The sequence below is a fragment of the Paenibacillus sp. FSL R5-0475 genome, from assembly GCF_038004585.1.
Classification (GTDB): domain Bacteria; phylum Bacillota; class Bacilli; order Paenibacillales; family Paenibacillaceae; genus Paenibacillus_AQ.
Genome location: NZ_JBBORK010000001.1, coordinates 6855782 through 6875340, shown reverse-complemented (window position 1 = coordinate 6875340; position 19559 = coordinate 6855782). Strand labels below are relative to the sequence as shown.

General features: G+C 43.8%; 36 protein-coding genes. All 36 read right to left on the bottom strand.

Annotated elements, in window-relative coordinates:
• Nucleotides 1-17: 17 nt before the first annotated feature.
• Nucleotides 18-1010: a major capsid protein gene (locus MKX41_RS30850; RefSeq protein WP_340974561.1), complete on the bottom strand. Its 993-nt coding sequence runs from the start codon at nt 1008-1010 to the stop codon at nt 18-20.
• Nucleotides 1011-1036: 26 nt separating this feature from the next.
• Entirely contained in the window at nt 1037-1393 is a 357-nt protein-coding gene (locus tag MKX41_RS30845; RefSeq protein ID WP_340974559.1) for a hypothetical protein, read from the bottom strand.
• Entirely contained in the window at nt 1390-2010 is a 621-nt protein-coding gene (locus MKX41_RS30840) for a phage scaffolding protein (protein WP_340974558.1), read from the bottom strand. Before MKX41_RS30840 ends, MKX41_RS30845 begins: the two co-directional genes overlap by 4 nt.
• A 142-nt stretch (nt 2011-2152) precedes the next feature.
• Nucleotides 2153-2401, bottom strand: coding sequence for a hypothetical protein (locus MKX41_RS30835; RefSeq protein WP_340974557.1), 249 nt, complete (start codon nt 2399-2401; stop codon nt 2153-2155).
• A 5-nt stretch (nt 2402-2406) separates the two neighbouring features.
• Nucleotides 2407-4167 carry a minor capsid protein gene (locus MKX41_RS30830; protein WP_340974556.1) on the bottom strand — a complete coding sequence of 587 codons (1761 nt, stop codon included), beginning with the start codon at nt 4165-4167 and terminating at the stop codon, nt 2407-2409.
• Nucleotides 4164-4388, bottom strand: coding sequence for a hypothetical protein (locus MKX41_RS30825; protein WP_340974555.1), 225 nt, complete (start codon nt 4386-4388; stop codon nt 4164-4166). Before MKX41_RS30825 ends, MKX41_RS30830 begins: the two co-directional genes overlap by 4 nt.
• The gene (locus tag MKX41_RS30820; protein ID WP_340974554.1) at nt 4366-5877 is read right to left on the bottom strand and encodes a phage portal protein; all 1512 of its coding nucleotides are present in this window, start codon (nt 5875-5877) and stop codon (nt 4366-4368) included. The genes MKX41_RS30825 and MKX41_RS30820 overlap by 23 nt, the downstream gene beginning before the upstream one ends.
• Before the next feature lie 19 nt (nt 5878-5896).
• Nucleotides 5897-7141, bottom strand: a complete 1245-nt coding sequence (locus tag MKX41_RS30815; RefSeq protein WP_340974553.1) for a PBSX family phage terminase large subunit — start codon at nt 7139-7141, stop codon at nt 5897-5899.
• On the bottom strand, nt 7134-7997 hold the full coding sequence (locus MKX41_RS30810; protein ID WP_340974552.1) for a terminase small subunit: 864 nt from the start codon (nt 7995-7997) through the stop codon (nt 7134-7136). Before MKX41_RS30810 ends, MKX41_RS30815 begins: the two co-directional genes overlap by 8 nt.
• A 562-nt stretch (nt 7998-8559) precedes the next feature.
• On the bottom strand, nt 8560-9150 hold the full coding sequence (locus tag MKX41_RS30805; protein WP_340974551.1) for a sigma factor-like helix-turn-helix DNA-binding protein: 591 nt from the start codon (nt 9148-9150) through the stop codon (nt 8560-8562).
• Between the two features lie 47 nt (nt 9151-9197).
• Nucleotides 9198-9419 (bottom strand): hypothetical protein, encoded by a 222-nt coding sequence (locus tag MKX41_RS30800; RefSeq protein WP_340974550.1) that lies wholly within the window; start codon nt 9417-9419, stop codon nt 9198-9200.
• Entirely contained in the window at nt 9416-9595 is a 180-nt protein-coding gene (locus MKX41_RS30795) for a hypothetical protein (protein WP_340974549.1), read from the bottom strand. Before MKX41_RS30795 ends, MKX41_RS30800 begins: the two co-directional genes overlap by 4 nt.
• Nucleotides 9596-9695: 100 nt before the next feature.
• A complete protein-coding gene (locus MKX41_RS30790; protein WP_340974547.1) occupies nt 9696-10034 on the bottom strand; it encodes a hypothetical protein in 339 nt (112 codons plus the stop codon).
• Nucleotides 10031-10222, bottom strand: coding sequence for a hypothetical protein (locus tag MKX41_RS30785; RefSeq protein WP_340974546.1), 192 nt, complete (start codon nt 10220-10222; stop codon nt 10031-10033). Before MKX41_RS30785 ends, MKX41_RS30790 begins: the two co-directional genes overlap by 4 nt.
• 13 nt (nt 10223-10235) lie before the next feature.
• Nucleotides 10236-10661 (bottom strand): YopX family protein, encoded by a 426-nt coding sequence (locus MKX41_RS30780; protein WP_340974545.1) that lies wholly within the window; start codon nt 10659-10661, stop codon nt 10236-10238.
• A 35-nt stretch (nt 10662-10696) separates the two neighbouring features.
• On the bottom strand, nt 10697-10990 hold the full coding sequence (locus tag MKX41_RS30775) for a hypothetical protein (RefSeq protein WP_340974543.1): 294 nt from the start codon (nt 10988-10990) through the stop codon (nt 10697-10699).
• Between the two features lie 13 nt (nt 10991-11003).
• A complete protein-coding gene (locus MKX41_RS30770) occupies nt 11004-11321 on the bottom strand; it encodes a BC1872 family protein (protein ID WP_340974542.1) in 318 nt (105 codons plus the stop codon).
• The gene (locus MKX41_RS30765) at nt 11318-11623 is read right to left on the bottom strand and encodes a hypothetical protein (protein WP_340974541.1); all 306 of its coding nucleotides are present in this window, start codon (nt 11621-11623) and stop codon (nt 11318-11320) included. The genes MKX41_RS30770 and MKX41_RS30765 overlap by 4 nt, the downstream gene beginning before the upstream one ends.
• Entirely contained in the window at nt 11620-11919 is a 300-nt protein-coding gene (locus MKX41_RS30760; RefSeq protein WP_340974540.1) for a hypothetical protein, read from the bottom strand. The genes MKX41_RS30765 and MKX41_RS30760 overlap by 4 nt, the downstream gene beginning before the upstream one ends.
• On the bottom strand, nt 11920-12588 hold the full coding sequence (locus MKX41_RS30755) for a hypothetical protein (protein WP_340974539.1): 669 nt from the start codon (nt 12586-12588) through the stop codon (nt 11920-11922).
• On the bottom strand, nt 12585-12803 hold the full coding sequence (locus MKX41_RS30750; protein ID WP_339248164.1) for a hypothetical protein: 219 nt from the start codon (nt 12801-12803) through the stop codon (nt 12585-12587). Before MKX41_RS30750 ends, MKX41_RS30755 begins: the two co-directional genes overlap by 4 nt.
• 68 nt (nt 12804-12871) lie before the next feature.
• Complete coding sequence (locus MKX41_RS30745; protein WP_340391981.1) at nt 12872-13078, bottom strand: hypothetical protein; 207 nt, start codon at nt 13076-13078, stop codon at nt 12872-12874.
• A gap of 380 nt (nt 13079-13458) precedes the next feature.
• Complete coding sequence (locus MKX41_RS30740) at nt 13459-13698, bottom strand: hypothetical protein (protein ID WP_340974538.1); 240 nt, start codon at nt 13696-13698, stop codon at nt 13459-13461.
• On the bottom strand, nt 13695-14015 hold the full coding sequence (locus MKX41_RS30735) for a hypothetical protein (RefSeq protein WP_340974536.1): 321 nt from the start codon (nt 14013-14015) through the stop codon (nt 13695-13697). The genes MKX41_RS30740 and MKX41_RS30735 overlap by 4 nt, the downstream gene beginning before the upstream one ends.
• Nucleotides 14016-14018: 3 nt before the next feature.
• A complete protein-coding gene (locus tag MKX41_RS30730) occupies nt 14019-14414 on the bottom strand; it encodes a hypothetical protein (RefSeq protein WP_340974535.1) in 396 nt (131 codons plus the stop codon).
• Nucleotides 14411-14992 (bottom strand): hypothetical protein, encoded by a 582-nt coding sequence (locus MKX41_RS30725; protein WP_340974533.1) that lies wholly within the window; start codon nt 14990-14992, stop codon nt 14411-14413. Before MKX41_RS30725 ends, MKX41_RS30730 begins: the two co-directional genes overlap by 4 nt.
• Before the next feature lie 142 nt (nt 14993-15134).
• The gene (locus MKX41_RS30720; RefSeq protein ID WP_340974532.1) at nt 15135-15587 is read right to left on the bottom strand and encodes an ASCH domain-containing protein; all 453 of its coding nucleotides are present in this window, start codon (nt 15585-15587) and stop codon (nt 15135-15137) included.
• Nucleotides 15584-15988 (bottom strand): hypothetical protein, encoded by a 405-nt coding sequence (locus MKX41_RS30715; RefSeq protein WP_340974530.1) that lies wholly within the window; start codon nt 15986-15988, stop codon nt 15584-15586. Before MKX41_RS30715 ends, MKX41_RS30720 begins: the two co-directional genes overlap by 4 nt.
• A gap of 5 nt (nt 15989-15993) precedes the next feature.
• On the bottom strand, nt 15994-16407 hold the full coding sequence (locus MKX41_RS30710; RefSeq protein ID WP_340974529.1) for a hypothetical protein: 414 nt from the start codon (nt 16405-16407) through the stop codon (nt 15994-15996).
• Between the two features lie 51 nt (nt 16408-16458).
• Nucleotides 16459-17145 (bottom strand): hypothetical protein, encoded by a 687-nt coding sequence (locus MKX41_RS30705; RefSeq protein WP_340974528.1) that lies wholly within the window; start codon nt 17143-17145, stop codon nt 16459-16461.
• 30 nt (nt 17146-17175) lie between these two features.
• Nucleotides 17176-17460 carry a LexA family protein gene (locus tag MKX41_RS30700; RefSeq protein WP_340974527.1) on the bottom strand — a complete coding sequence of 95 codons (285 nt, stop codon included), beginning with the start codon at nt 17458-17460 and terminating at the stop codon, nt 17176-17178.
• Nucleotides 17461-17509: 49 nt separating this feature from the next.
• On the bottom strand, nt 17510-18187 hold the full coding sequence (locus MKX41_RS30695) for an HNH endonuclease (RefSeq protein ID WP_340974525.1): 678 nt from the start codon (nt 18185-18187) through the stop codon (nt 17510-17512).
• Nucleotides 18188-18327: 140 nt separating this feature from the next.
• The gene (locus tag MKX41_RS30690; protein ID WP_340974524.1) at nt 18328-18630 is read right to left on the bottom strand and encodes a hypothetical protein; all 303 of its coding nucleotides are present in this window, start codon (nt 18628-18630) and stop codon (nt 18328-18330) included.
• A complete protein-coding gene (locus MKX41_RS30685; protein ID WP_340974522.1) occupies nt 18623-19156 on the bottom strand; it encodes a Holliday junction resolvase RecU in 534 nt (177 codons plus the stop codon). Before MKX41_RS30685 ends, MKX41_RS30690 begins: the two co-directional genes overlap by 8 nt.
• The gene (locus MKX41_RS30680; RefSeq protein WP_340974521.1) at nt 19110-19301 is read right to left on the bottom strand and encodes a hypothetical protein; all 192 of its coding nucleotides are present in this window, start codon (nt 19299-19301) and stop codon (nt 19110-19112) included. The genes MKX41_RS30685 and MKX41_RS30680 overlap by 47 nt, the downstream gene beginning before the upstream one ends.
• Nucleotides 19298-19558 carry a hypothetical protein gene (locus tag MKX41_RS30675; RefSeq protein ID WP_340974520.1) on the bottom strand — a complete coding sequence of 87 codons (261 nt, stop codon included), beginning with the start codon at nt 19556-19558 and terminating at the stop codon, nt 19298-19300. Before MKX41_RS30675 ends, MKX41_RS30680 begins: the two co-directional genes overlap by 4 nt.
• Nucleotide 19559 lies beyond the last annotated feature (1 nt).

The following is a 19559-nucleotide window of genomic DNA, read 5'->3' as shown; positions in this document are numbered from 1 at the left end:
TTATGATAGCTCCTCTCTTAGACCGACAGGCGGTAGATTTGGGATGGTTGTTTGATACCTACAAACGCCGATTCCCCTACATAGATTTCATCTTGTGGCGGTGGACCAAGATCGCTTTTTGTAACAACATAAATGCCGGGTTCAAAGCCCTTTTCTACTGTAGGGCCGTGAACTGTGATAACTGGCTGCGCTCCTAGTAACGCTACAGTTCTCACAGGAAGCAAGCGAGATGCTGCCGCTCCTTCTAATGAGATTTGATCGTCATTGATCCGGATTTGAATTGTAGCGTCAGCCGCTTGAGCCAAAAGAGCCTCAACCTGTGAACGGTTTGGAATCATCGAACTATTTACTCCGAAGATAGCCCCTCTTATTTGCTCATTAAGTGTGATATCAAGCATTACGCTGCTGGACATATCAATATATACCGGCGCCAAGCCACCGTTTGCGTCTTTATATGCTTGTACAGCTGCCCGTAGATCATCTAATGGTGTAGAAGTCGCGCGATTACTCCATGCCGTTGCTGTAGGGACGATAGGAGATACTCCGAAACTAACATTAATCAGAACGTCATCCCCGGATTTGTACACAATGCTTCCCCCATAAGTGGCTTGAGCACGCAACCATTCTTCAACATCTCTAACGCCTTCGATCAATCGATCAGTTTGATCATAAACCTTTTGAATAGCGCGCTCCCTTTCAGCTTGCACCCGCGGATTCATAAATTTAAGCTGTTCACGCTCATCAATCCGTACACCGTGCTGGATCTTTGCTACTTCTTGAGTAAGTGTTTTGAATCCTTGCTTATCACGAAGTGGAGCTCCTGCATTCCATCCGGTAATAGAAGCCGATGGTACATACGTTTGCGTGAATACATCATAATCGAACGACAGATCATATACTGTGTCGTGATCACTGATAGCATCAAGCAAGTATTTTTTTGGCAAAATCCGATTCTCTACATATCCCATAAATTGAGGTTGTTTAAATTGATCCAGTGAAAGAATTCCCATTCTTTATTCACCCTTCCTTTTCTATTTTAGTAGTATCTATAACGACCGCCAGCAGCTGTCTTAAATGCTGCTGTAACCCCAGTGAGTTTACTTGCAACAATCAGCGCCTCAGCCCATGCACCCACAATCACATTCACAGTAGTAGCTTCGCCCGTAAATACATCGTGGTTCGTCAGATATGGTGTACCTGTATCAGCATCTGCCCAAGGTTTAGCCAATCTGTTTGCCTGGATGCTAACTGCTGTACCAGCTGGAATCAATGTGTTTAGTGCGAATTTAGTGCCATCCAGAGTAATGCCCCCGACTTTTTCGATAGATCCTTTAACTGTATAGAGAATTTCCTTTTGTGATCCGTATTCCTTAACTCTTGGATTCAAATTCATTTTTTCTCACTCCCTTGGTTTCTTTGTTCTGCAATAGACTTCCCGGCGTTGTACCCTTCAGGCGTAGTACCAGCAGGTTTTGTTGCATCAAGCGGTGTTGTCCCTCTAAATGAGGGAGCCGGCTGTTGCTGCTGCTGCTGTGGATCGGCTTCCGGCTTGAACAGGTATGCATCAGTACTTTTTAAGCCTGTGAGTTGTTCATCCAAACCGACCAAATTCCCATCATCACCAAATATCAGCCTGGTCTTGTCAATCAAACCAGTTACCACCTTCTCGTTATGCACCTTACCAGAGAGTACAGCAGTAATGGCATTGTCCAACTTGATCTGTTGCAGGTCGGCATCATATTTGTCCTTTGCCGTCTTGTTATCAGTCTTGAGCTGATCAATCTGCTTCTTCAGATCATCTGACAGTCCAGCAGCTTTACTCAGATCCTCGATTTGCTTGTCCCGATCAGCGACATCCTTCTCAGCCTGCTGTTTAGCCGTAGAAACTTCGTTATACTGACTCTTCGGAACAAAGTGCTTCGGAATCTCTTTGCCAGCATCTGCAATAGCTCCGTCAATCTTGGAATCTTCAACGCCCAACTTCTTCAACAACTCTTTCAGCCAATCCATATATCATCTACCTCCATAGATTTGTATAGCTGCTCTCCAGCTTAGGGAGTGAACCGATATGCTCCGGTTCATGAGCAAATAGGCCGCGGTAGTCTCAACCGTGGCCCAATATAAAAAGCACCCTCGCATATTGGAGAGTGCTTCATATACCATATTTCTGTTTGATTAATACCCATTTCATAGCTTCTTCACGATTTAACCGCCGTTCGTCTGGTGCATTAGCATCCAGGACACCTACTAGCTGTTTCGAGAGCTCATCGCGCTTTTGAAGGTACTCATATCTAACGGCGCTGATCTCGTCTACCAAAGCGTCAAATCGTTCGCCTAGCTTATCGCGTTGCGGGGCAAACTGTTCAGCAATAGCCGCTCTATTCTCTTCTTTAGTTCGCAAGATCATCACTCCTTTGTATATTGTAGCGATTCAAGTAGCATTACTAGCTGTTCCATGGTTAGATGCTTTTCGTCATAACCTGTGAGTGCCTGCTCAATAGTAAGCAATGCAAGATACGAATCTTCTGCTTTATCAAGTAAACGGTTAATCTCATCTGTACTCAGGTTTATTGGGGCTGACTTCTTCAGGATGTATGTGCTGCTAGAATCAACAGCTCGTAATTCCTTTATTCCATTCTTTATGAATGCTAGGACATCATCCCGGCTGAATGATCCTCCAGGTTCTCCATCCACTGTAGGGTGATTGTGGGTGACGATGCTCTTTTTAAGTACTTCAGGTGGTTTGATCTTAGTAATATCAACTGATGCCTTATCACCCTTAACATGGATAACCTCACCTTCTTTAGTGAGAGCAATAGCATGTTCTTCTGGTGCATTCCTAATAGCTTGTTCAGCATCCTTTACATAGTTCCGAACGATATCAGGTTTTGACAAGTCAATATTACCTAATTTACGCGGTATGTCTGGCTGCAGCTTTGGCAGATCCATCTTACTGAGATTAATCAGCGGTGGTGCAGTCTTTCCGGTTTCATCATACCATTTCTCCGGTTCCGGGGTATAGATGCTTTTCACAGGAATTGGAATATCCTTTGTTGGTCCACCCGGAATCTCAATAGTAGGTAAGGGAGTCTCAGGCGCTAGCTTAGTCGGAGTTTCAACAGAAACAGTCTCTGTAGCTTCAGGAGCGTATTTCTCCGCCCATTCCTTATAGTTGATATCCTCTGGTATGGTTTCAGTCTTACCATCCTCGTCACGCGCAACCCGAGCTTTAATGTTATCGTCATAGTGCGGAATAGTCGTTGACCGACAGTGTGCATGCAGAGGTGGATAGTTAACATTAACCACCGCATCGGAAATAGCAAATACCTTTCCATCCATGTCCTGGCACTTAGCAGATGTCTTATTATCCAACGTAGCTGTAAAGCGGTATTCTTCAACACCTATTTCTTTATATCCAGCCATTCGAGACTGTCCAGCAAAATAAGCTGATTCCGTGAGGATTAATCGTGTCGCTGCTTTTTCTGATACACCCATACGATCCTGAAGCTGTTGGATCATCTGTTTAGATGTATCTCCGCGAATGAGACCTTGAGTGAAGATATTCCGCAACTCACCATTTAACCTTACTCGATCGGTCCATATACGAGATGAGAAGTTGCTACCATCTGGCGCCCATGGAGCCGAAAGGATAGCTTCAAGCTGCCGCTTATCTATCTTAGAGAATGATGCGCCTATACCGATACCCTTTTCCAGTTCAAAGATACTTCGATAATAACCGTCCTTGTAAACGTTGCCTAGCAGTTCTGTTGTGCCTGTCAAACGCTTAGCTGATAATACCTCAATATGTTGCTTCATCTGCAACTGAATGGATTCTAAGCGGGTAACGCGCACTCTTATGCTGGCATTCTCAAGTTCCTTCATCCATCGCTGATCTATGGCGTTTTCTTTACCACGAGCAATGTAATCCTCAACGGTCCATTTGAATTCTTTAAGCTCGCCTGCTTTGAGAACTTGTTTAGCAGCGGATAAACTAACTATCCCGTTATTATCTGCGAACCGCTGATAGAAATTGTTAACGTCCATCTGGATAGATATTTGAGCCTTGCGGTATTCCTTTTGCATTGCTTTGTTAAATGGTACACCCTTATTCAGTAGCGATTCATTCAGCTGCTCCATCCGTTTGGACCAATAGGCGGCTGATCTCATTCTTCATCAACTCCACCGCCCTCTGAAGGTGCAGGAACTACGAACCCGCAAACAGGTGATCGATCTCCTTCGCCACCCTGTACAGAAGATATCAGACTAGCTAATGATTCAATATCCTCTGCGTCTATGGTTTTCCCAGATTTATAGGTTTCAATTGCTGATCGAGTCATACCTTGAATCAGCTCATTTACCAACATCTCACTCTTTTTTGTTATCGCCATCTTTATCACCTCCTGGAGGAGTGTCATTATTAGGGAGCCCGTATTCATCCATTTTCGCAAGACTCGCGGCCTCTTCAGATTCCAGACGTTTCAATTCTTCCTTCACATCAGTAACCCAAGGATGATTTGCTACTTGTGTTTCTTTGGATACGATCCCCTCACTGTTCTTAGCATCAGTAATAACCTGTGATTCATTAATGACGATATCACGGTTAAATAAGAAATTGACTGTCTCTTCTGAGAAGTCATTCCCCGTGGTATTGAAGATATGTTTGTCAACGAACCACAAAAGTTGCTCAAGTGCTGCTTGGAATTCGTTTTCGATATCGTTAGCGTCCATATCCAGATCAGCATATAAGAATTTTAACGCTTCCCCGCTCGGTGCTGTTGCAAATGAATCCGCTTGAGTATCTACCCCGCGACCGAATTCATATATATCAGACCGGGTCATCTCCGTATGGAGTTTATAAGCCTCAGTATTGATATTGACATCCATAGTTTCGACATCAGCGCCATCTTCTGCAGTTACCTTAACAGACCTAAAAATCATCAAGTTTCTTCGAAACTCACCAAGATCAGTTCCATCATATCCCTTAAGTTTAAATATGCTGTTGGGAATGTCTTCTAAGTTATTGCTGTTATCAGACTTGCTTCTATCATAGTCATCTATCAGCGATTTAAGTAAGCTGATCAACGGTATCTCGTCCTCGTTATATTTAAAGCAAATGAAAGGGATGCGCTCCCAGTTTAATGCATGTTCAGCTTTTTCAGACCCGTCCATAGCAGCAAAATGACTGCTGAACTCACCTAATTCCACATCCGGTATCAGTCCGCTTGTTGTCGGTAGAGCTATGCTACTGGTACCGATCACATAGCGGTTAACGCCTTTGGAGTGCCAGAATTCAACCTTTTGGATAGTTGTTTTCTTTTTCCCCTCATATGCTTCAACCTCATATACACGGATTATCGCATCCAGTTCGGTATGAGCGGCGTCTTTCCAAAGTGGTATGATTTCTTCAGATGGTAACTTCTTAAACCGGAAACGGCCTTCCTCGTCGTAATAAACATGCAACCAGGCGCGGCCCTTCTTGCTACTTTCCTTCAACAGGCTTTTTAAAAGTCGCTTAAACCCTTTATCAAATATTCCTGTCAAAAGTTCATCATAAACTTTGTTCTTCGTCTGTATGCTCATTTCCTTACTCAGCAGATAACCAGCTTTCTGGTCAATAAGCTTCCGCAAGAATCCATGGACGATCTTGTTATTAGCAAGGTTTTTAGCTTCAATTAGCGCTCCACTGTCTCCAATGGTCATTCGCTTACGTTCTAAGATATCTGCCTTATTCCGATAGTAACGTTCACCAGCAAGCATATCCTTACGTCCCTGGGATGATAACCAATCATCTATTTCCTGTTTAATGATCTCCTCGTCTGTCATAGCTGAAGCAGCGCCGGTTTCAATAATCCGGATAACCTCCTGTGTTGTACTCAAATAGTTTCCTCCTCTCCTATTAATCAAATGAGAATGCATCTGGTTTGCGGATTTGTTCCATAGCATAACGCAACGCATCCATAGCATGGTTAAAGTCATCAACTGGCTTTTTCGTGAACTTACCAGCTTTATTCTGTTCCCATACATAGCTTGATAGCTCTATGCTGACATTTGGACATTTGAATTTATGAACAACGATTTCATACTGCTGAATGGTTTGAATACCAACCTTAACGCTATCCCCACCCTTTTCAGCGGCTCTGATCCTACCAATCCCGAAACCACGGATTTCAGCAATTGATTTTGGCTCTGAGGAATCCGCAATGATACGCTCCTTAGAGTAGCCCTTTTCTTTCAGCATATCGGCAATATCATCGTTCAGCATGCCATGCTCATAGTGTTCATCGAAGATATACAGCTTCTTCTCCTCTTTGTTAACCAGAGCGCATACAAGAGCAGTAGGGTCATTCGTATAACCAAAGTCGAGTCCAAACACTGCCTTGTAACCCTTTTGCTTGGCAATAGCTCGATAATCAAACTCTTCTTCCCGCCAGTCTTCATATATAGCACCCTCAGCAATACCCCAATCTCCGTCACCCTCTACCCTATGACGCTTTGGTTTATTCTTCTTCATCCACTCAAATAGTTTGCGGTCCTCGTCTCCCAGGAACTCATTACAGCGGTATGTTGTAGTATCCACAAATGTATCTGGGTTCTCAGTATCAAAGAAGCGATGTTTCAACCAATGTTTTTCATTCCATGGGTTAAAAGTAATCGTTAGCTGCTTATAGTATCCTTCCGGCAGCAGACCACGAATAGACATATCCACCTTATCGAAATCATCCTCATTAAGGATCTGATAGGCTTCTTCAAACCATGCCCAACACAAATATCCGGTGTCCACCGTAATAGAGGTGATTGACATCGGATCATCAAGGCCGCGGAACAATATCTTTTGTCCTGTTGGCTTATATATGGCTTCTAACGGCACTTTCTTAAACTGCCACTTGTTACCCACTCCTAACCTATTCGCTGCCCATTTAAGCTGTGCCCAGGTAGAGTCTTTATGAGTATTGAACGTCTTACGCAGAACTAAAGTATTCGCTAAAGGATATTCCATCATCTTTGCAATAATGGATAAAGCAGCTGTTACGCTCTTTTTCGAACCCCGACCACCTTTGACCACCCGGTAACGCCCTTTAAAATGCCAAAACTTTGCGTATCCCTTGCCGACGGTCTCCTGTAAACTAATAACTTTACTCATGGAGATCATCCTTTATGAATACGACCTCAGATTCAACCGTTTTACTGATAGCCGTAACCTCAAGCTGCATTTTCTGAACGCGAAGCTTAGTTTCTTCATCCATATAACCTAGGTACTTCTCCAGCTCTTTCAGTGCTCGCATCTTATCGTAAAACTTGATACTTACACCATCACGACCTTGCTTCACTTCACTGATTAGTGTGCCATCTACCTCATATGCTGATTTAAAGTGGACAAAACTAACTGTTTTGGTTACCGGATCGCCCTCTTCATCATAAGTAGGTCCATCTATACCGATTACTGGTTCTTCAGTTGTACCAAAGTCTACGTAATCAGTAGTATCAGCAAATGCGATTTTAAGGTACTCGGCTATGACCCGATGAACGCTCAACCCGAGCTCACCAACCATCTGATCCTTCAACCTTGTTATCTCCGCCTGTATTTCAGGTTTCCTCAGGTTTTCCCATCCTATGGAATAAGCAGCCCTCTTTGAATAACCGGCAGCTAATGCCGCTCTAGTTGCGTTGAAGTCTCTCATATATTCAAGGACAAACATTCTTTGCTTGTCAGTCAGCTCATCTTCTACTTCTGACGGATCGCCTCGAGCCACTTCTTTTTTCTGCTTGTTGATCTTCGGTTTCTTTTGTTGTACAACACTTTTCTTTTCTTTTGGCTGTTGTACAACGTTGTCTGATGATTGTTGTACAACATTCCATTTATCACGTTGCTTCCAGACAGCTACCTTCTTTTCATCAATGTCCAGTTGCTCGGCTATCTGCCTGTTTGTTATTTCCCCACCGTGTTCACGCCATATCTCTAGTGCGCGGTCACGGTTTGGATCGCGTGCTCTTGGCATTACATTATCACCACCCCCGTATTTAAGGCATGAAAAAAGCACCCTTACCGGGTGCTATGAATCAGCGCTAACGTTATAAACACTAAAATTTTTGAAAATAGCATCTTGAATAGTATCCAATTCTTTTAATGCCTTATCCAAAGTTGAGAAACTGCCCAAAAGAACGTTTGATCCTACCAAGTTATAATTTGAATTGGGTTTATACGGGTTTTCGCTTTTGACTACAATACTATCAGTCTTTACCAAGACCTCTCTCGATTGCGACCTTATCCACATACATTTCACCTCCCTACGACATCATATTTCGACGTTCAGGAAGGATTTCCCTGCTACTATTTACCCATGTACCTTACTTCGCCGTCACCTCTGCAGCTTTTGGGGTTTAGATTATGGGCTCTGTGAAATAAAAAAGCCGCCTATTGGCCGCCCTTGAAAATTAATTTGGTTGAGCTCAATTAACCGTGAGCTCATCGGCTGGCGTGGTTTTTTACACGTCATTCATTATAAGAGTCGAACCGTTAATAGGTTCCTCCTATATATAGGTGGCAGGCGTACGGCAAGATTAGACACATTGGAGGAATAGACTCATTCCCTTGTTAATCTCTACTTTGGTTGTAGCCCGATCCAGATAAGATTGCACCGTGCTTTTTTTAGTATCCAGTTCAAGAGAAATCTGTTTAAGGGACATTCCACAACCGTGGTGTAGAACGAAACATTGCCTTTCTCTCTCAGATAAATTATGCATAGCATCCTCAATAGCGTATTGTTCATGAGGTTGCAAACATCGTCCTTCCTCTTCTTCCTGTTGAAACTCTACTTCATAGGCTGTCAGATATTCCATCCATGCAGGATCCCATACACTTGTTCGTTGAGCTCCAGATCTTCGATCAATCGTTCTACGCCAACCTGGAGGATATCCAGTTTCCATCCATTCAATTGAATAATCCAGATCACTTATAATTGCGGACATCATATTTTTATCTAATTTAATCGGTTCCATCTGCTTACGTAAGAGTTCACGCTCATTCCTATCTTTAGAGTCTTCTATTTTCTTCTTCAGCGGCTCAAGTTCTTTTTCCAGTGAAGCAAGCTTTTTATTTAACTTCCCTTTAGTGTCTTTATAACTCGCAATCAACGCCCGATCATTAATCATTAACCCTCAACTCCTTTATGATATAATCGACTTGAGGATAAAAGCTGCTATTGCCCTGATGCGTCAGGGCTTTTTTCTATATAAATACCTTCCACCATCATAGAAAACATCTTCATGTTTGTGCTGATAGGATACGTGTTATATGCATCTTTAAATCTCACCCAGCTCGGTCCCCACTTCAACACTTCAACAGGTTTTCCAGGGCTTGCAGTAAAAACAAATTGTCTATGCCCGTCCGCCAATGCTTTTTGAGTGTCCTTGTATTTCATTCTACCGACCCCTTAATAACGAATGGTCTCTCTGCTGCTTTCCCGGTCGGTTTGGGATATTTAGCGTCAATTTCTGCGATTTGTTCAGGAGTGAGTTGTGAGCTCATGATCTTCCCTTGTCCACCGCCTTTAGCTTCTATGTCCTTGCTTTTGATTCCTGAGTACCAATCGCTCATTATGATTTCCTCGCTTTCGGATTGTAATAGTGTCTTGTTCCTCTCTTTATGGGGAGCAGATAAGCCTTAAACCCTTATCCGGCCCCCGTTATCACTGGGATTATTCGGTCTGACTCGATGACCTGACGGCCTGATACAAAACTTCTCGCGTGATAAACTCATTCACTCTATCCAGTTCCGTTTTTTCAATGACAATACGGTCGGTCATATCAGCAGCATGGAAACTTATAATTTCATTCGTGAATTCTCTAACCATCTCGTAAAGTTCGCCAGGACTATCAGATGCACTCTGCCAACTTTCTTGCTCTGCCCAGTCGGTTACGTCCTCTTTTCTGATTGTGAACTGTTTTTCTTTGCTGGTTTCGATCTGCGGAAGTTTCTGGCTGCAGCATTTGCAATACGCTCTTTTCGTGACATATTTTACGATGATTTTGCTCATATCCTCTTCTTCCCCTCTCTATATGCTCGCCACTCACCGTAATATTTGAATTGCAGAGTGTATGTCAGCCCAAGCACAACACAATCATGTTCTACGTCTACGATTCCCCATGCTGGGTTGTCACTCGGAATATGACACCAAACCGGAACACCATGCATCTTCTTGATTTCGTCGATCGTTAATTCCATCCTCTTCTCCCCCTTATACCTCTATTAGTTCTGGATTCTCGTATATAGTTCCAATTACTTCAGCATTTTCGTTCTCAAAGTAAAGCATGGTGGAACCGTATGGATGATGACCGATAAGTTCTGCATTGTATTTCCCTTTGTCAAAGGTGACTTTATAATGTCGTATCACTTTTTCTTGAGACATTGGATTAATCCAACTTCCATCTAGGACATCCCCTTTGTATATCTCCCGTCCGTTCTTGTCTTTTAATCCGGTGTACTCACCCATTGACTTTAAATCGCATTTAACTGGAGAGCTTTCTGTGTAAAGAACCGCATAATCCTCAATGTTTTCACGCTGTTTGCATTCATCCGTTAGTCCATCTAAACACCAACCAAAACCATAATGCCACGACTTATTTTCTATACTATAGCCCCTATATTTAGGCTCTCTGATCACGGTGTATCGTCTCCTTTGATTGGGGTCTCAGCCCCCTAAATGTCACCTGTATCAACGAATCTTTGCAGTACTTCGATTATTTCTTTAGCCTGATCCTGATTAATGTGCATCCTGGTGCTCAGCAGTACGCCCTCCGGTATGGCATACGGCACCCAGCCCGTTCCACCTTGCGGCGTTTGGCTCGCCATGATTTGCGGATTGGCATCACTGACTCCGATCCATATAGCATCCTCTGTAGCCAAGGAAGATTTCTGTATTGAGCATTTGTCTCCGTATAAATCTTCAAATTCTATAATGGCGAATCCTCTGTTTGTTTTTCCCGTTTGCATTGTCTCAGCCCCCTTATAAGTTCAGTACAGCCAGTAAAGCAGCTTTGCAGATGGCTTCAGGTGCACTTGATTGCATAGAAGTTACTGCTAATTCATCCTCGTGTTCGTATATCGCACAATCGAATAATCTGTTCTTTTCAAAGGACACACCTTGCACAAGCACATCTTTGTGATCATTCATCAAGTGTGTTACTACTTCCCATGCTGCGGATATGTCCGATGAATAATGGACATGTGCGACCATCTCTAAATCAAATATATGATTACAAATTAGTTCATCCAGTTCCTGTCCCGGCTCCATCGCTAGTATCTCTTCCCTTGTGAGTGTCATTGGGCACCATCCTTTGTAATTCCTTCAGCATATTCTTGCTTGCACCATTCTTCATATTTGGCATACGCATTGTTCATTTCTTCTTGACTGCCATCCTTCAGTTCTAAGCAAAACTCACTGTGCCAGAAATCCAGCCTGAAGCATTCTTTCGGCGCGGGATCGAATGGAAAGTCTGCATCTTCCGGCAGCTCATCTCCGCGCTTACCGCAGTCCCAGTTAGTCGATATGGTAGATCCGTAATCTCCATACTCGCAATCATCCATGATGTGGTGACAATTGAAGCATGAGTGTGGTTGTGTCATTGGTTATCTCCTTCCTCAACCTCATATGCATGGAACCCTTTAAGATCATCTACATGCGGCCATTGTCTGTACCAATCTCGGGCGTGTTTAGCAAAGACTGCGTTATGCTCATCTCGATTGTTGACCACCCATGTTATTTCGTGGTAACTATACTCGGGATGTCGGGTTTTCAGATCGTCGATCTTATAACTACCGCTAAGCTTCCGTTCCCCGACTTTCCAAATCTTAATTTTATCGTTCTTAAGAATGACAGAAGCATGCACCTCATGTGGGTAAACATCTAACCAGTGCGGCATCTATTCGCCCTCCTTGGGTACTGGGGATACTGGATACACGAGTGGAGTCCAGTGCGTATGATAATCGGGCCAATCCATGTCCATCGGTGACCCACAGTATGGCGGTTCGTTAACCGGGAATATCCACCAAAGTACATCTCCCAAATCTTCATGCCATTCGTCTATTGGTTTTGTGGTAATCTCCGGTGTGGGTTCTGGGGTATCTGGGTAAAGGGTGGCTAAGATATCATTCAGGACCGCATCAATCTCAGTCATGTTCGCTTCACCGTGATACCAAGTCCACTTTAAAGCTTCTTCAATTGCCTCCTTCAGCTGTCGTTCCCGTTGCTCTGCTGCGTCTGCACGGGCTTCTGTTGCTGTCAGTTCATCATTGAGACCTCCCAATAAGCTGCGTAATCTCAATACCTCTCTGCCGCGTCCTGAAGCGATCTCCTGTAGTGTCTTAGCTTCTTGGAGCCAGTAAGGAAGGGCTTCATGTGCTGTCATGATAAAATCAACCACAAGCTCATTCTCACATTCAGCCACATACTGACATGGTTCATCTGGCATTACTTCGTGTATTATCCATATTCCCGTTCCTTCTTCTGTTCCTGTCATCCAATCGTTCTCATGCCACTCTTTAAGCTTTAGACAACTCTCCATATCCTTTTGCCAGTCCCTTTGTGTCATTGGGCTTCCTCCCCGATCTTGATCAAATCACCTTTAAACATTTCTGACTCTTTTCTGCATTCTGGATTAGGGCAAATGTGAAATGAATTGTTTTCCCTTTGTTGAATCTCGCAAATTTCATCTGAGTATGTTCCGTACTTTTTCATTGTCTCGGCATTCCAAAGTTTTGAGTAAGATTTAATCCTGCAGTGTGGACATGTATATTTCAGTTTCACGTTATATCCTCCTTGTGGGAGAGGAGGGCTATTAACCCTCTCTGTCCCTGTATCTTCGTACTCCGAAATTAATCTCCATCCACCATTCTCAATTTACTTTCAAACTCTAACTCTTTGCCATTTTTCACTTTCCAATAACGCAGATTTCCATTCGCCATTCTTAATTCATAGGCTTGATGACATTTAGATGCGTCCATACAAGCAAAATTCTTAACTCCGACTTCGTTCACTTCTACTAAGAACTTCTCTTCAATTTGCTTCGCTGTCAATCTCAACTTAGCACCCCCCTATTACATAGTTTGCGTCTACTCTGTCTTTGGGAGAGGAGGGATACTCCTACTCCCTTAATGATCTGGTACGGCCCCCGCGTTGCTGGGTTTATGCTGTCGGACGATGGCCTTCGGCCGTTATGAGACAGTTACGACTCAATCACGTAAATAACGTTATCGCACTTCTCGTTCAACTTTTTTGCCACGCCTTCAGCTATCTTTTTCGTTTTATATTCCTTGGCCTCATACCGTCTGTTTGTCGTGCAAGGAAATCTTTCTCCTTGATGTGTATATGTTTTTCCCAAATAATAATCACCATCGACCTGTATATAAAAAGGCATTTTACCCTCCAAGATTTGAGCCCTTCGGCTGTTAAATGGTATGCATCAATCCTGTGGCGCTGAAGTTCCTGCGTTACCAACGATAGTCCAGACACCATCCGGATAAACATCCAACCAATCACCAATTCCGACTATTTGGTTTTCGACCGCCAAGCCCTGCACACCAGATTTATTTGTGGCGTAGACCACCAATGCCATCTCTCCGGTTTCTTCATCTTTCAGAACATCATGTAGTTGTATTTCCTTGCCCGTGGTATCAAATCTGGCTTCGACTGTTCTGGTCATACTGTAATTCCTCCTTCATAATCGGGAAGCTCAACCTTCCCGTTCTCGTCGTACACATCAAACAGCTCATTGGTGGCCCTGAGAGTGGACTCTCTAAGCTCAAGGATGCGCTTAAGCGTCTTGCAGGTGTACACCTTCATCCCTTGATAGCGCCCATCCAGCCCGGTGAAGCCGCCACGATAGAAGCGTGCAAAATCACTATGCTTGTAGACCGCGCGATCATCGCTCATATATGGTCTCTCTGGTATCACAGTTCCGTCAGTCTTGCGTATCTCCGGCAGTGTCTTCGCCTCCGGCTCCTTACGTAAATAGTACATATGCTATTTCTCCCCCTGTATCGTGACATATGCCGCCTCTGCCCTCTCTCTGGGGCTGGCGAGCAACAAACTTGCTATAGCTCTATAGCTTGGTTCTGAACATATCGTGAGTTCATCAGTGTTTACGAACTCATCCAAGTGGTCAATATACGCCTTGTAATTCAATTCAAGCGCCTTTGCCTGTACCTCTAGGCTGGCAGCAGGGTCGGTGCAGTAAGTAGGGGCGTCTAACCAAGCTTCATCTTCAGTTTTGCGATACATCCGCGCTGACCAATTACCTCTGACAAGGTTGAACGGAAAGGGGTGCGTCGGCTTCTGCTCAAATACTGAAATTTCGTACCCCATCAACTCCGCCAGCTCCCGGTTAAGCTGCTGGTCTGTCATCTGTACCTGTGTCATGCCTTGTCGCTCCCTTCCTTATTTCCTAGGGCTAATAGGTTTGAGCTGAGCAACATTATCCGATTAAGTGCTGTGTCTGCTCTATCCAGACTGCCACTATTTCCAGCGGCAGCTTCTTTGTGGATTTCTGATACTTCGTATATGATGGATTGTTCTCTTTCCTGTTGTCGGGCTATGGTCTGCTGTGCCTCGACTAGCTTCTTTCGCAATTCTTTATTCGTTTCGTGCAATGTATCGTTGAGCTTTTGCTCAGTTTCAGCATCTTGGTTTACCTCATACAACCTGTCTCGCAGCTCCGTAATCTCTTTTCCGTGTCTAAGGATTAATGCGGCTTTGTCGTCCAGGTTGTCGCCAAGCAGGTCTATAGCTTTGTCTTTTTCCTTTTCTGCCTTATCTAGAGCTGCTATATAATAATCAATAATTCCGAGTAAGCACGCCCTGTCCCCATGAAGAGATCCGGGTTTCACCTCTAATTCGTTCCAGAATATCTCCTTATCCATTCGTAGGTGCTTATCTCTGATGGATTGTAATCTTGTGTAGTCAATTTCCGGTAAGGAAACTTTTCCTGATTCACTCATTTGCCCCATACCTCCTTATGGCATGCCTTGCAAACTTCCAGTTCATTGCCGTTGAACTTATTTTTCATGACCAGTTCAGAATGATGCTCATTACAGAGTTTGCAGAGTGGACGACCACATCCGGGACATTTCTTGAGTTCAATCATGAGTGCGATCCTTCCCAGTTCCATATCCGTTGCTGACCTCTGGCAGGGATCGGCTCCGGCAACTGCTTAACGTCCCGCAATTCCCAAGCGTAGCGTCCAGAACCGTACCAGCCAAAGGCATACTCTTTATCTAGGGTATTGAAGTGTGTTTTTCTAGTCTCGGATTCCAAAGCAATCACACCGCCCAGTAAATCGCAACGGACCTTAAAGCACTCTTTCAGACCTGCTATAGCTACCACAGCTCCGGTCGGTAGCTTGTCCGCTGTATAACCGTGGCGAGCCAGCGCTGCCTTAATCTCTGGCTGTTCGCAGGCTTCACGGTCCACCTGTTTACCAGCATGTATCGCTAACTTTCCACGGTGTTTAGTAGGCCAACCGCGAGTCTCAAAACGTTTCTCCCCGAGAGCAATTAACGTTGCCCAGGGCTGTATGATGGTTATGGCTTTCATACCTTCGCCGCCTCTCCCTTAGTTATCACGGTCACATCTGGCCGGAATCCACATGCAGCGCGGTTATCGAATTCGACATGGCCGGAGCAATCAATCTTTGTGATGACATGAGGGGTCGAGAAGTCGAATCCGGCGTTGCTACTACCACTTCCGAGCCTCGTTATCATTACGTTGTCACCTACGTTTGCTCCCAATCGTTCAACTTCTTCTGCTAGCTCCTGGGCATTATAATGTTCCTCGTCGATTTGATTTGTCAGTAGCCGATATTTCTTGCCCTCAGGTGTTTCCACTTGGTAGAGGTCCGGTCTTCCTCCACGGTGATAATAGTCGAAATAGATAATTCCACCTTCAAGTTCTTGCCCAAAGCATGGATGTTTTGGATCAGTAATTTTAACTTTCATACTGGTTATGCCTCCCCTGATTTATTAGCTTCACGTGCTTTCAGCTTGCGGTAAAATTCAGCATTAGTGTGGGATGTAATCTTTTCGTACTCAAATGGCATTTCACAGTTTGGACAACTAGGAAGCATTGTGCCTCTCTTATAGGACTGTTCTAGCTTTTTGAAGAGTACTGAATGAGGCTTTTCCTTGAGCCACAACTTCTTTTGCTCATGCATCCCTTTATGTTGCTCATTCAACCTATCGTAGTGCCTAGCCAAATACTCCATGGCTTCAAATGGATCAACAATCTGCCCACAATCACAGGTAACCTCCCGGTTCACGCTGTCCACGGTGAATTTCTTATTGTATTGATCACAAATGCATTTCCGTGGCTTATTACGCTCGATTCGAAGCATATCCAAAGTAACGATATTATCCATTGCAAATCTCCTTTATAGGAAAGAGGGTAGTTAACCCTCTCTCAAGATTGCTTACTCGTATTCAGGATTGCTAAATTCTGTTTCATAGTCATCCATAATAACTTTTGTGCCGTGTGTATAAAGTTTAAACAGGGTTGCTTCAAGTCCGTGCAATCCGCCCATAATCGTTTTTGTATCAAATGTCTTGTCGGCAATTTGGACACTGTTGATGCAACCCTCCTTGTCAAGAACGAGGCGGTATTTACAGCGATAATTAGGTTGATCGGGTTGTGGATCAAAGTAAATGAAGGCGAGTGTGCTGTAATTTTTATCTGCATGGACCGTGATTTCTTTATAATCCTCATAGTCTAGTTCTCCGAGTTTGAGTTCATCCTCAACCATTTCTTTGATAATTTCCGAAAAGTTAATTGACTCTTGCTTCGTTCCCAGCAATTCCTGCAACTGCTCCTGCATTTTGGCAACACCAACATCATGAACGGATCTTTCCAGTTCTGTTTTGATAGCATCGAGAATCACGTGGTTATAAGATGGAATATCCAATTGTTCAAGATTAATCTGTAGCTGATTTTTTACGGCTTCTTTCAATCCCTTGCCGAAGTCGCTCCAGCTTCTCAAAGAGTCTTCAACAACATCCTTAATTGTGTCTTCAAGCTGCTTTTTGATAATTTTTTCTAAATATCCCTCAGTGTTCAGTTCAGACAATTTAGAATTAATGATTGCGTTCATATCCATGCTCATCGTTTATCTCTCCTTATGGGCTATGCCCTATTAATCATTCGCTAAATCATCAGCCTTTGCGTTTATCTCAGATGCTCCCGCCTTAGTTACCTGATTCATTCCTTTTCTGGTGAGCACTATGGTCCTTGGTTGATGCCTCTTCCAGGACAGGAGCTCTTTTTTCTCCAAACGCTCAATAAAACCGTGAGTTGTCGATATTGACTGGTGGCCCATAGCTGCTGCAATTTCTCGTATACTGGGCGGATATTGAAATTCAAATGAGAATGTATCAATAAAGTTGATGATTGCTTGCTGCTTTTTCGAAATGAATTCCATCTTCAACCCTCCCTTACAAATAACTATTATTCGTTGTTATAAGAATTTTCTAATCTTCAAATCGGTCATTAGGATGGTAAGATCCCTGGGCTGCATAGCCATTAAGAGCATCAGTAAACATTGCAGTGAAGGTGTTTAAGTCCTTTGTTTCTAAGGATTCCAGTAATCTAATTTCCTTTACTCGGAGATCCCTACCGGCTGCGGTTGAGATTAGATCTGCTATAGGTTCAATCTGCTGCAGCCGCTTATCCCTTGCTTTCTCCAACTCAAGTTGCTTGTTTAACTTGTGATTGTGTTCATTCCAGTCTTGTTCATCAAACCAGAAGTAATCTCCGTGACGTTCCCGAAATACATCAATCCATTCTTGCAACAATTCTGGAGTGGTTTGCACGATGTCGTGGCAAGGTCCGCAAAAGCGTACCCCATTGGTCTTGACTCCTCGTCCCTTCCGGCCACGCGGCCATACATGGTGAGTTGTTGTACTAGGTGCAGATAAACATTGCTGGCAAATGCCATCCGTCTCATCTTTCAATTCATTTACTATTGAAGGTGGGAACTCTGCGCGGCTGGCTGAGCTTTTACCTGGTTTATGATCCGCGAATATCTTTTGCTTTAAAGGAGATACTTCTTTCTTCTCCTTCTTCCGTTGCCCTAAGCTACTTGACTTCTTGGGTTTCTCTTGTTTCTTCGGTTTCCAGAAAGTTTTATGAGGGGTTTCTTGAAGCATGCTACACCTCATCTCTCTTTGATTTTGTTTAGTAGGTTGTCCAATAGATAATTGCTCTGCCTCCCACTCACATTCAGTACAACGATATAAGTCCGTAGTTATTTCCCTCATATCTGATCCACACTGGAGACATACCAGAATCATGATCCTCTCTCCGCTTCTGCAAGTTCGGCTGGTGTTAAATCGCCAACGTTAATCTGATCTCTAGCCCGGGCATATAATGGAGCGTAGCTATAAGGTGGTATTGCGTTTCGAACATGAAGATAAGCAATGGGTTGTTCTGTAGCTTCCACATGAGCTTTAAGTTCCGCACATCGGTATTTGGGAAGGATCGCCCAGCCTTTAGGACGTTCCGGACGCCATCCGGGACCACCTGTGATATAAAGTGGCTTACCACACGATGCGGCTTCGTCACGGGTTAACCACCCGTTTCTATCAGGCATTCATTTTACCTTCCGCGAACCAGACTCTATCAACTGCAGCTAAGTAATCCAGCGGTACACGGCCTGTCCTAACTTCAAACGCGTCAATCTCGAAGTTATCCAACGTCATGCTTTTGCGTCCGCCCCTGGAAGCCTCAACCTTGTATGCACGTAATGCTGTGAAGGGTAAAAGGTATGTTTTACGTTGTTTTCTAAACTCGACTAGTACGAAGCATAGAGCTCCGAACTTATGACACTTCTCTAAATGCTCGTACTGATGATCCTCAACATTTTTTAGGTCAAATCTATCAAGCTCCTGGACTGACTTAGCTTCGAAAAAAACAGCTCTTCCACGATAGATGCCATCATAATCAACAGTTGATTTAGCTTCAAAGAATCCAGCGAGTACCTTTGTTCCTTTACTTCTTGTTACCTTTACTGGGGTTGATCGTTTATTGATAACCGCTACTCCCCGATGTTCATATGATTCATTTGTGTAATTAATCAGATTTTCGAACGCTGCCCCGCGGTTTCCTTGTCCTACCATCTTTTAGCCCCCCTTTTCCGTCTGGACGCGGTGGATCGAAAACATATCGCTTGTCATCGATCACAAGTACGCTTGGCAGATCCTCGTACATTTTTGCAACGGTTACGATTTTCTTATATTTCTTACCTAACTCGTAATGTGTCATTTCAATTCTTCCCTCCCTCTTGTCGGAGATTCTAATTCACGTTTCTCGGCTATTTGGTCAATCATGTCTTCAATCTTGGCCCGTACAACTTTTTGACTAGTTGATAACCCAACACCTGCAGTTGATGCCTCTGAGATAATTTTAGCTATGATATGATCAGCTGCCGCCAGATGTTCAAACAGTCGGTATTCCAAGGGTTCAAAAATTCTATCAAATTCATTGAGCAAGTATTTTTCTCGTCTTTCAGCGGGAGTCATA

What these genes read in the sequence shown, in the direction of transcription:
- MKX41_RS30850 (WP_340974561.1), bottom strand. Translation starts at nt 1,010, where the DNA reads ATGGGAATTCTTTCACTGGATCAATTTAAACAACCTCAATTTATGGGA.
- MKX41_RS30845 (WP_340974559.1), bottom strand. Translation starts at nt 1,393, where the DNA reads ATGAATTTGAATCCAAGAGTTAAGGAATACGGATCACAAAAGGAAATT.
- MKX41_RS30840 (WP_340974558.1), bottom strand. Translation starts at nt 2,010, where the DNA reads ATGGATTGGCTGAAAGAGTTGTTGAAGAAGTTGGGCGTTGAAGATTCC.
- MKX41_RS30830 (WP_340974556.1), bottom strand. Translation starts at nt 4,167, where the DNA reads ATGAGATCAGCCGCCTATTGGTCCAAACGGATGGAGCAGCTGAATGAA.
- MKX41_RS30825 (WP_340974555.1), bottom strand. Translation starts at nt 4,388, where the DNA reads ATGGCGATAACAAAAAAGAGTGAGATGTTGGTAAATGAGCTGATTCAA.
- MKX41_RS30815 (WP_340974553.1), bottom strand. Translation starts at nt 7,141, where the DNA reads ATGAGTAAAGTTATTAGTTTACAGGAGACCGTCGGCAAGGGATACGCA.
- MKX41_RS30810 (WP_340974552.1), bottom strand. Translation starts at nt 7,997, where the DNA reads ATGCCAAGAGCACGCGATCCAAACCGTGACCGCGCACTAGAGATATGG.
- MKX41_RS30805 (WP_340974551.1), bottom strand. Translation starts at nt 9,150, where the DNA reads ATGATTAATGATCGGGCGTTGATTGCGAGTTATAAAGACACTAAAGGG.
- MKX41_RS30800 (WP_340974550.1), bottom strand. Translation starts at nt 9,419, where the DNA reads ATGAAATACAAGGACACTCAAAAAGCATTGGCGGACGGGCATAGACAA.
- MKX41_RS30795 (WP_340974549.1), bottom strand. Translation starts at nt 9,595, where the DNA reads ATGAGCGATTGGTACTCAGGAATCAAAAGCAAGGACATAGAAGCTAAA.
- MKX41_RS30790 (WP_340974547.1), bottom strand. Translation starts at nt 10,034, where the DNA reads ATGAGCAAAATCATCGTAAAATATGTCACGAAAAGAGCGTATTGCAAA.
- MKX41_RS30785 (WP_340974546.1), bottom strand. Translation starts at nt 10,222, where the DNA reads ATGGAATTAACGATCGACGAAATCAAGAAGATGCATGGTGTTCCGGTT.
- MKX41_RS30775 (WP_340974543.1), bottom strand. Translation starts at nt 10,990, where the DNA reads ATGCAAACGGGAAAAACAAACAGAGGATTCGCCATTATAGAATTTGAA.
- MKX41_RS30770 (WP_340974542.1), bottom strand. Translation starts at nt 11,321, where the DNA reads ATGACACTCACAAGGGAAGAGATACTAGCGATGGAGCCGGGACAGGAA.
- MKX41_RS30765 (WP_340974541.1), bottom strand. Translation starts at nt 11,623, where the DNA reads ATGACACAACCACACTCATGCTTCAATTGTCACCACATCATGGATGAT.
- MKX41_RS30760 (WP_340974540.1), bottom strand. Translation starts at nt 11,919, where the DNA reads ATGCCGCACTGGTTAGATGTTTACCCACATGAGGTGCATGCTTCTGTC.
- MKX41_RS30755 (WP_340974539.1), bottom strand. Translation starts at nt 12,588, where the DNA reads ATGACACAAAGGGACTGGCAAAAGGATATGGAGAGTTGTCTAAAGCTT.
- MKX41_RS30740 (WP_340974538.1), bottom strand. Translation starts at nt 13,698, where the DNA reads ATGACCAGAACAGTCGAAGCCAGATTTGATACCACGGGCAAGGAAATA.
- MKX41_RS30735 (WP_340974536.1), bottom strand. Translation starts at nt 14,015, where the DNA reads ATGTACTATTTACGTAAGGAGCCGGAGGCGAAGACACTGCCGGAGATA.
- MKX41_RS30730 (WP_340974535.1), bottom strand. Translation starts at nt 14,414, where the DNA reads ATGACACAGGTACAGATGACAGACCAGCAGCTTAACCGGGAGCTGGCG.
- MKX41_RS30725 (WP_340974533.1), bottom strand. Translation starts at nt 14,992, where the DNA reads ATGAGTGAATCAGGAAAAGTTTCCTTACCGGAAATTGACTACACAAGA.
- MKX41_RS30720 (WP_340974532.1), bottom strand. Translation starts at nt 15,587, where the DNA reads ATGAAAGCCATAACCATCATACAGCCCTGGGCAACGTTAATTGCTCTC.
- MKX41_RS30715 (WP_340974530.1), bottom strand. Translation starts at nt 15,988, where the DNA reads ATGAAAGTTAAAATTACTGATCCAAAACATCCATGCTTTGGGCAAGAA.
- MKX41_RS30710 (WP_340974529.1), bottom strand. Translation starts at nt 16,407, where the DNA reads ATGGATAATATCGTTACTTTGGATATGCTTCGAATCGAGCGTAATAAG.
- MKX41_RS30705 (WP_340974528.1), bottom strand. Translation starts at nt 17,145, where the DNA reads ATGAGCATGGATATGAACGCAATCATTAATTCTAAATTGTCTGAACTG.
- MKX41_RS30700 (WP_340974527.1), bottom strand. Translation starts at nt 17,460, where the DNA reads ATGGAATTCATTTCGAAAAAGCAGCAAGCAATCATCAACTTTATTGAT.
- MKX41_RS30695 (WP_340974525.1), bottom strand. Translation starts at nt 18,187, where the DNA reads ATGCTTCAAGAAACCCCTCATAAAACTTTCTGGAAACCGAAGAAACAA.
- MKX41_RS30690 (WP_340974524.1), bottom strand. Translation starts at nt 18,630, where the DNA reads ATGCCTGATAGAAACGGGTGGTTAACCCGTGACGAAGCCGCATCGTGT.
- MKX41_RS30685 (WP_340974522.1), bottom strand. Translation starts at nt 19,156, where the DNA reads ATGGTAGGACAAGGAAACCGCGGGGCAGCGTTCGAAAATCTGATTAAT.
- MKX41_RS30680 (WP_340974521.1), bottom strand. Translation starts at nt 19,301, where the DNA reads ATGACACATTACGAGTTAGGTAAGAAATATAAGAAAATCGTAACCGTT.
- MKX41_RS30675 (WP_340974520.1), bottom strand. Translation starts at nt 19,558, where the DNA reads ATGACTCCCGCTGAAAGACGAGAAAAATACTTGCTCAATGAATTTGAT.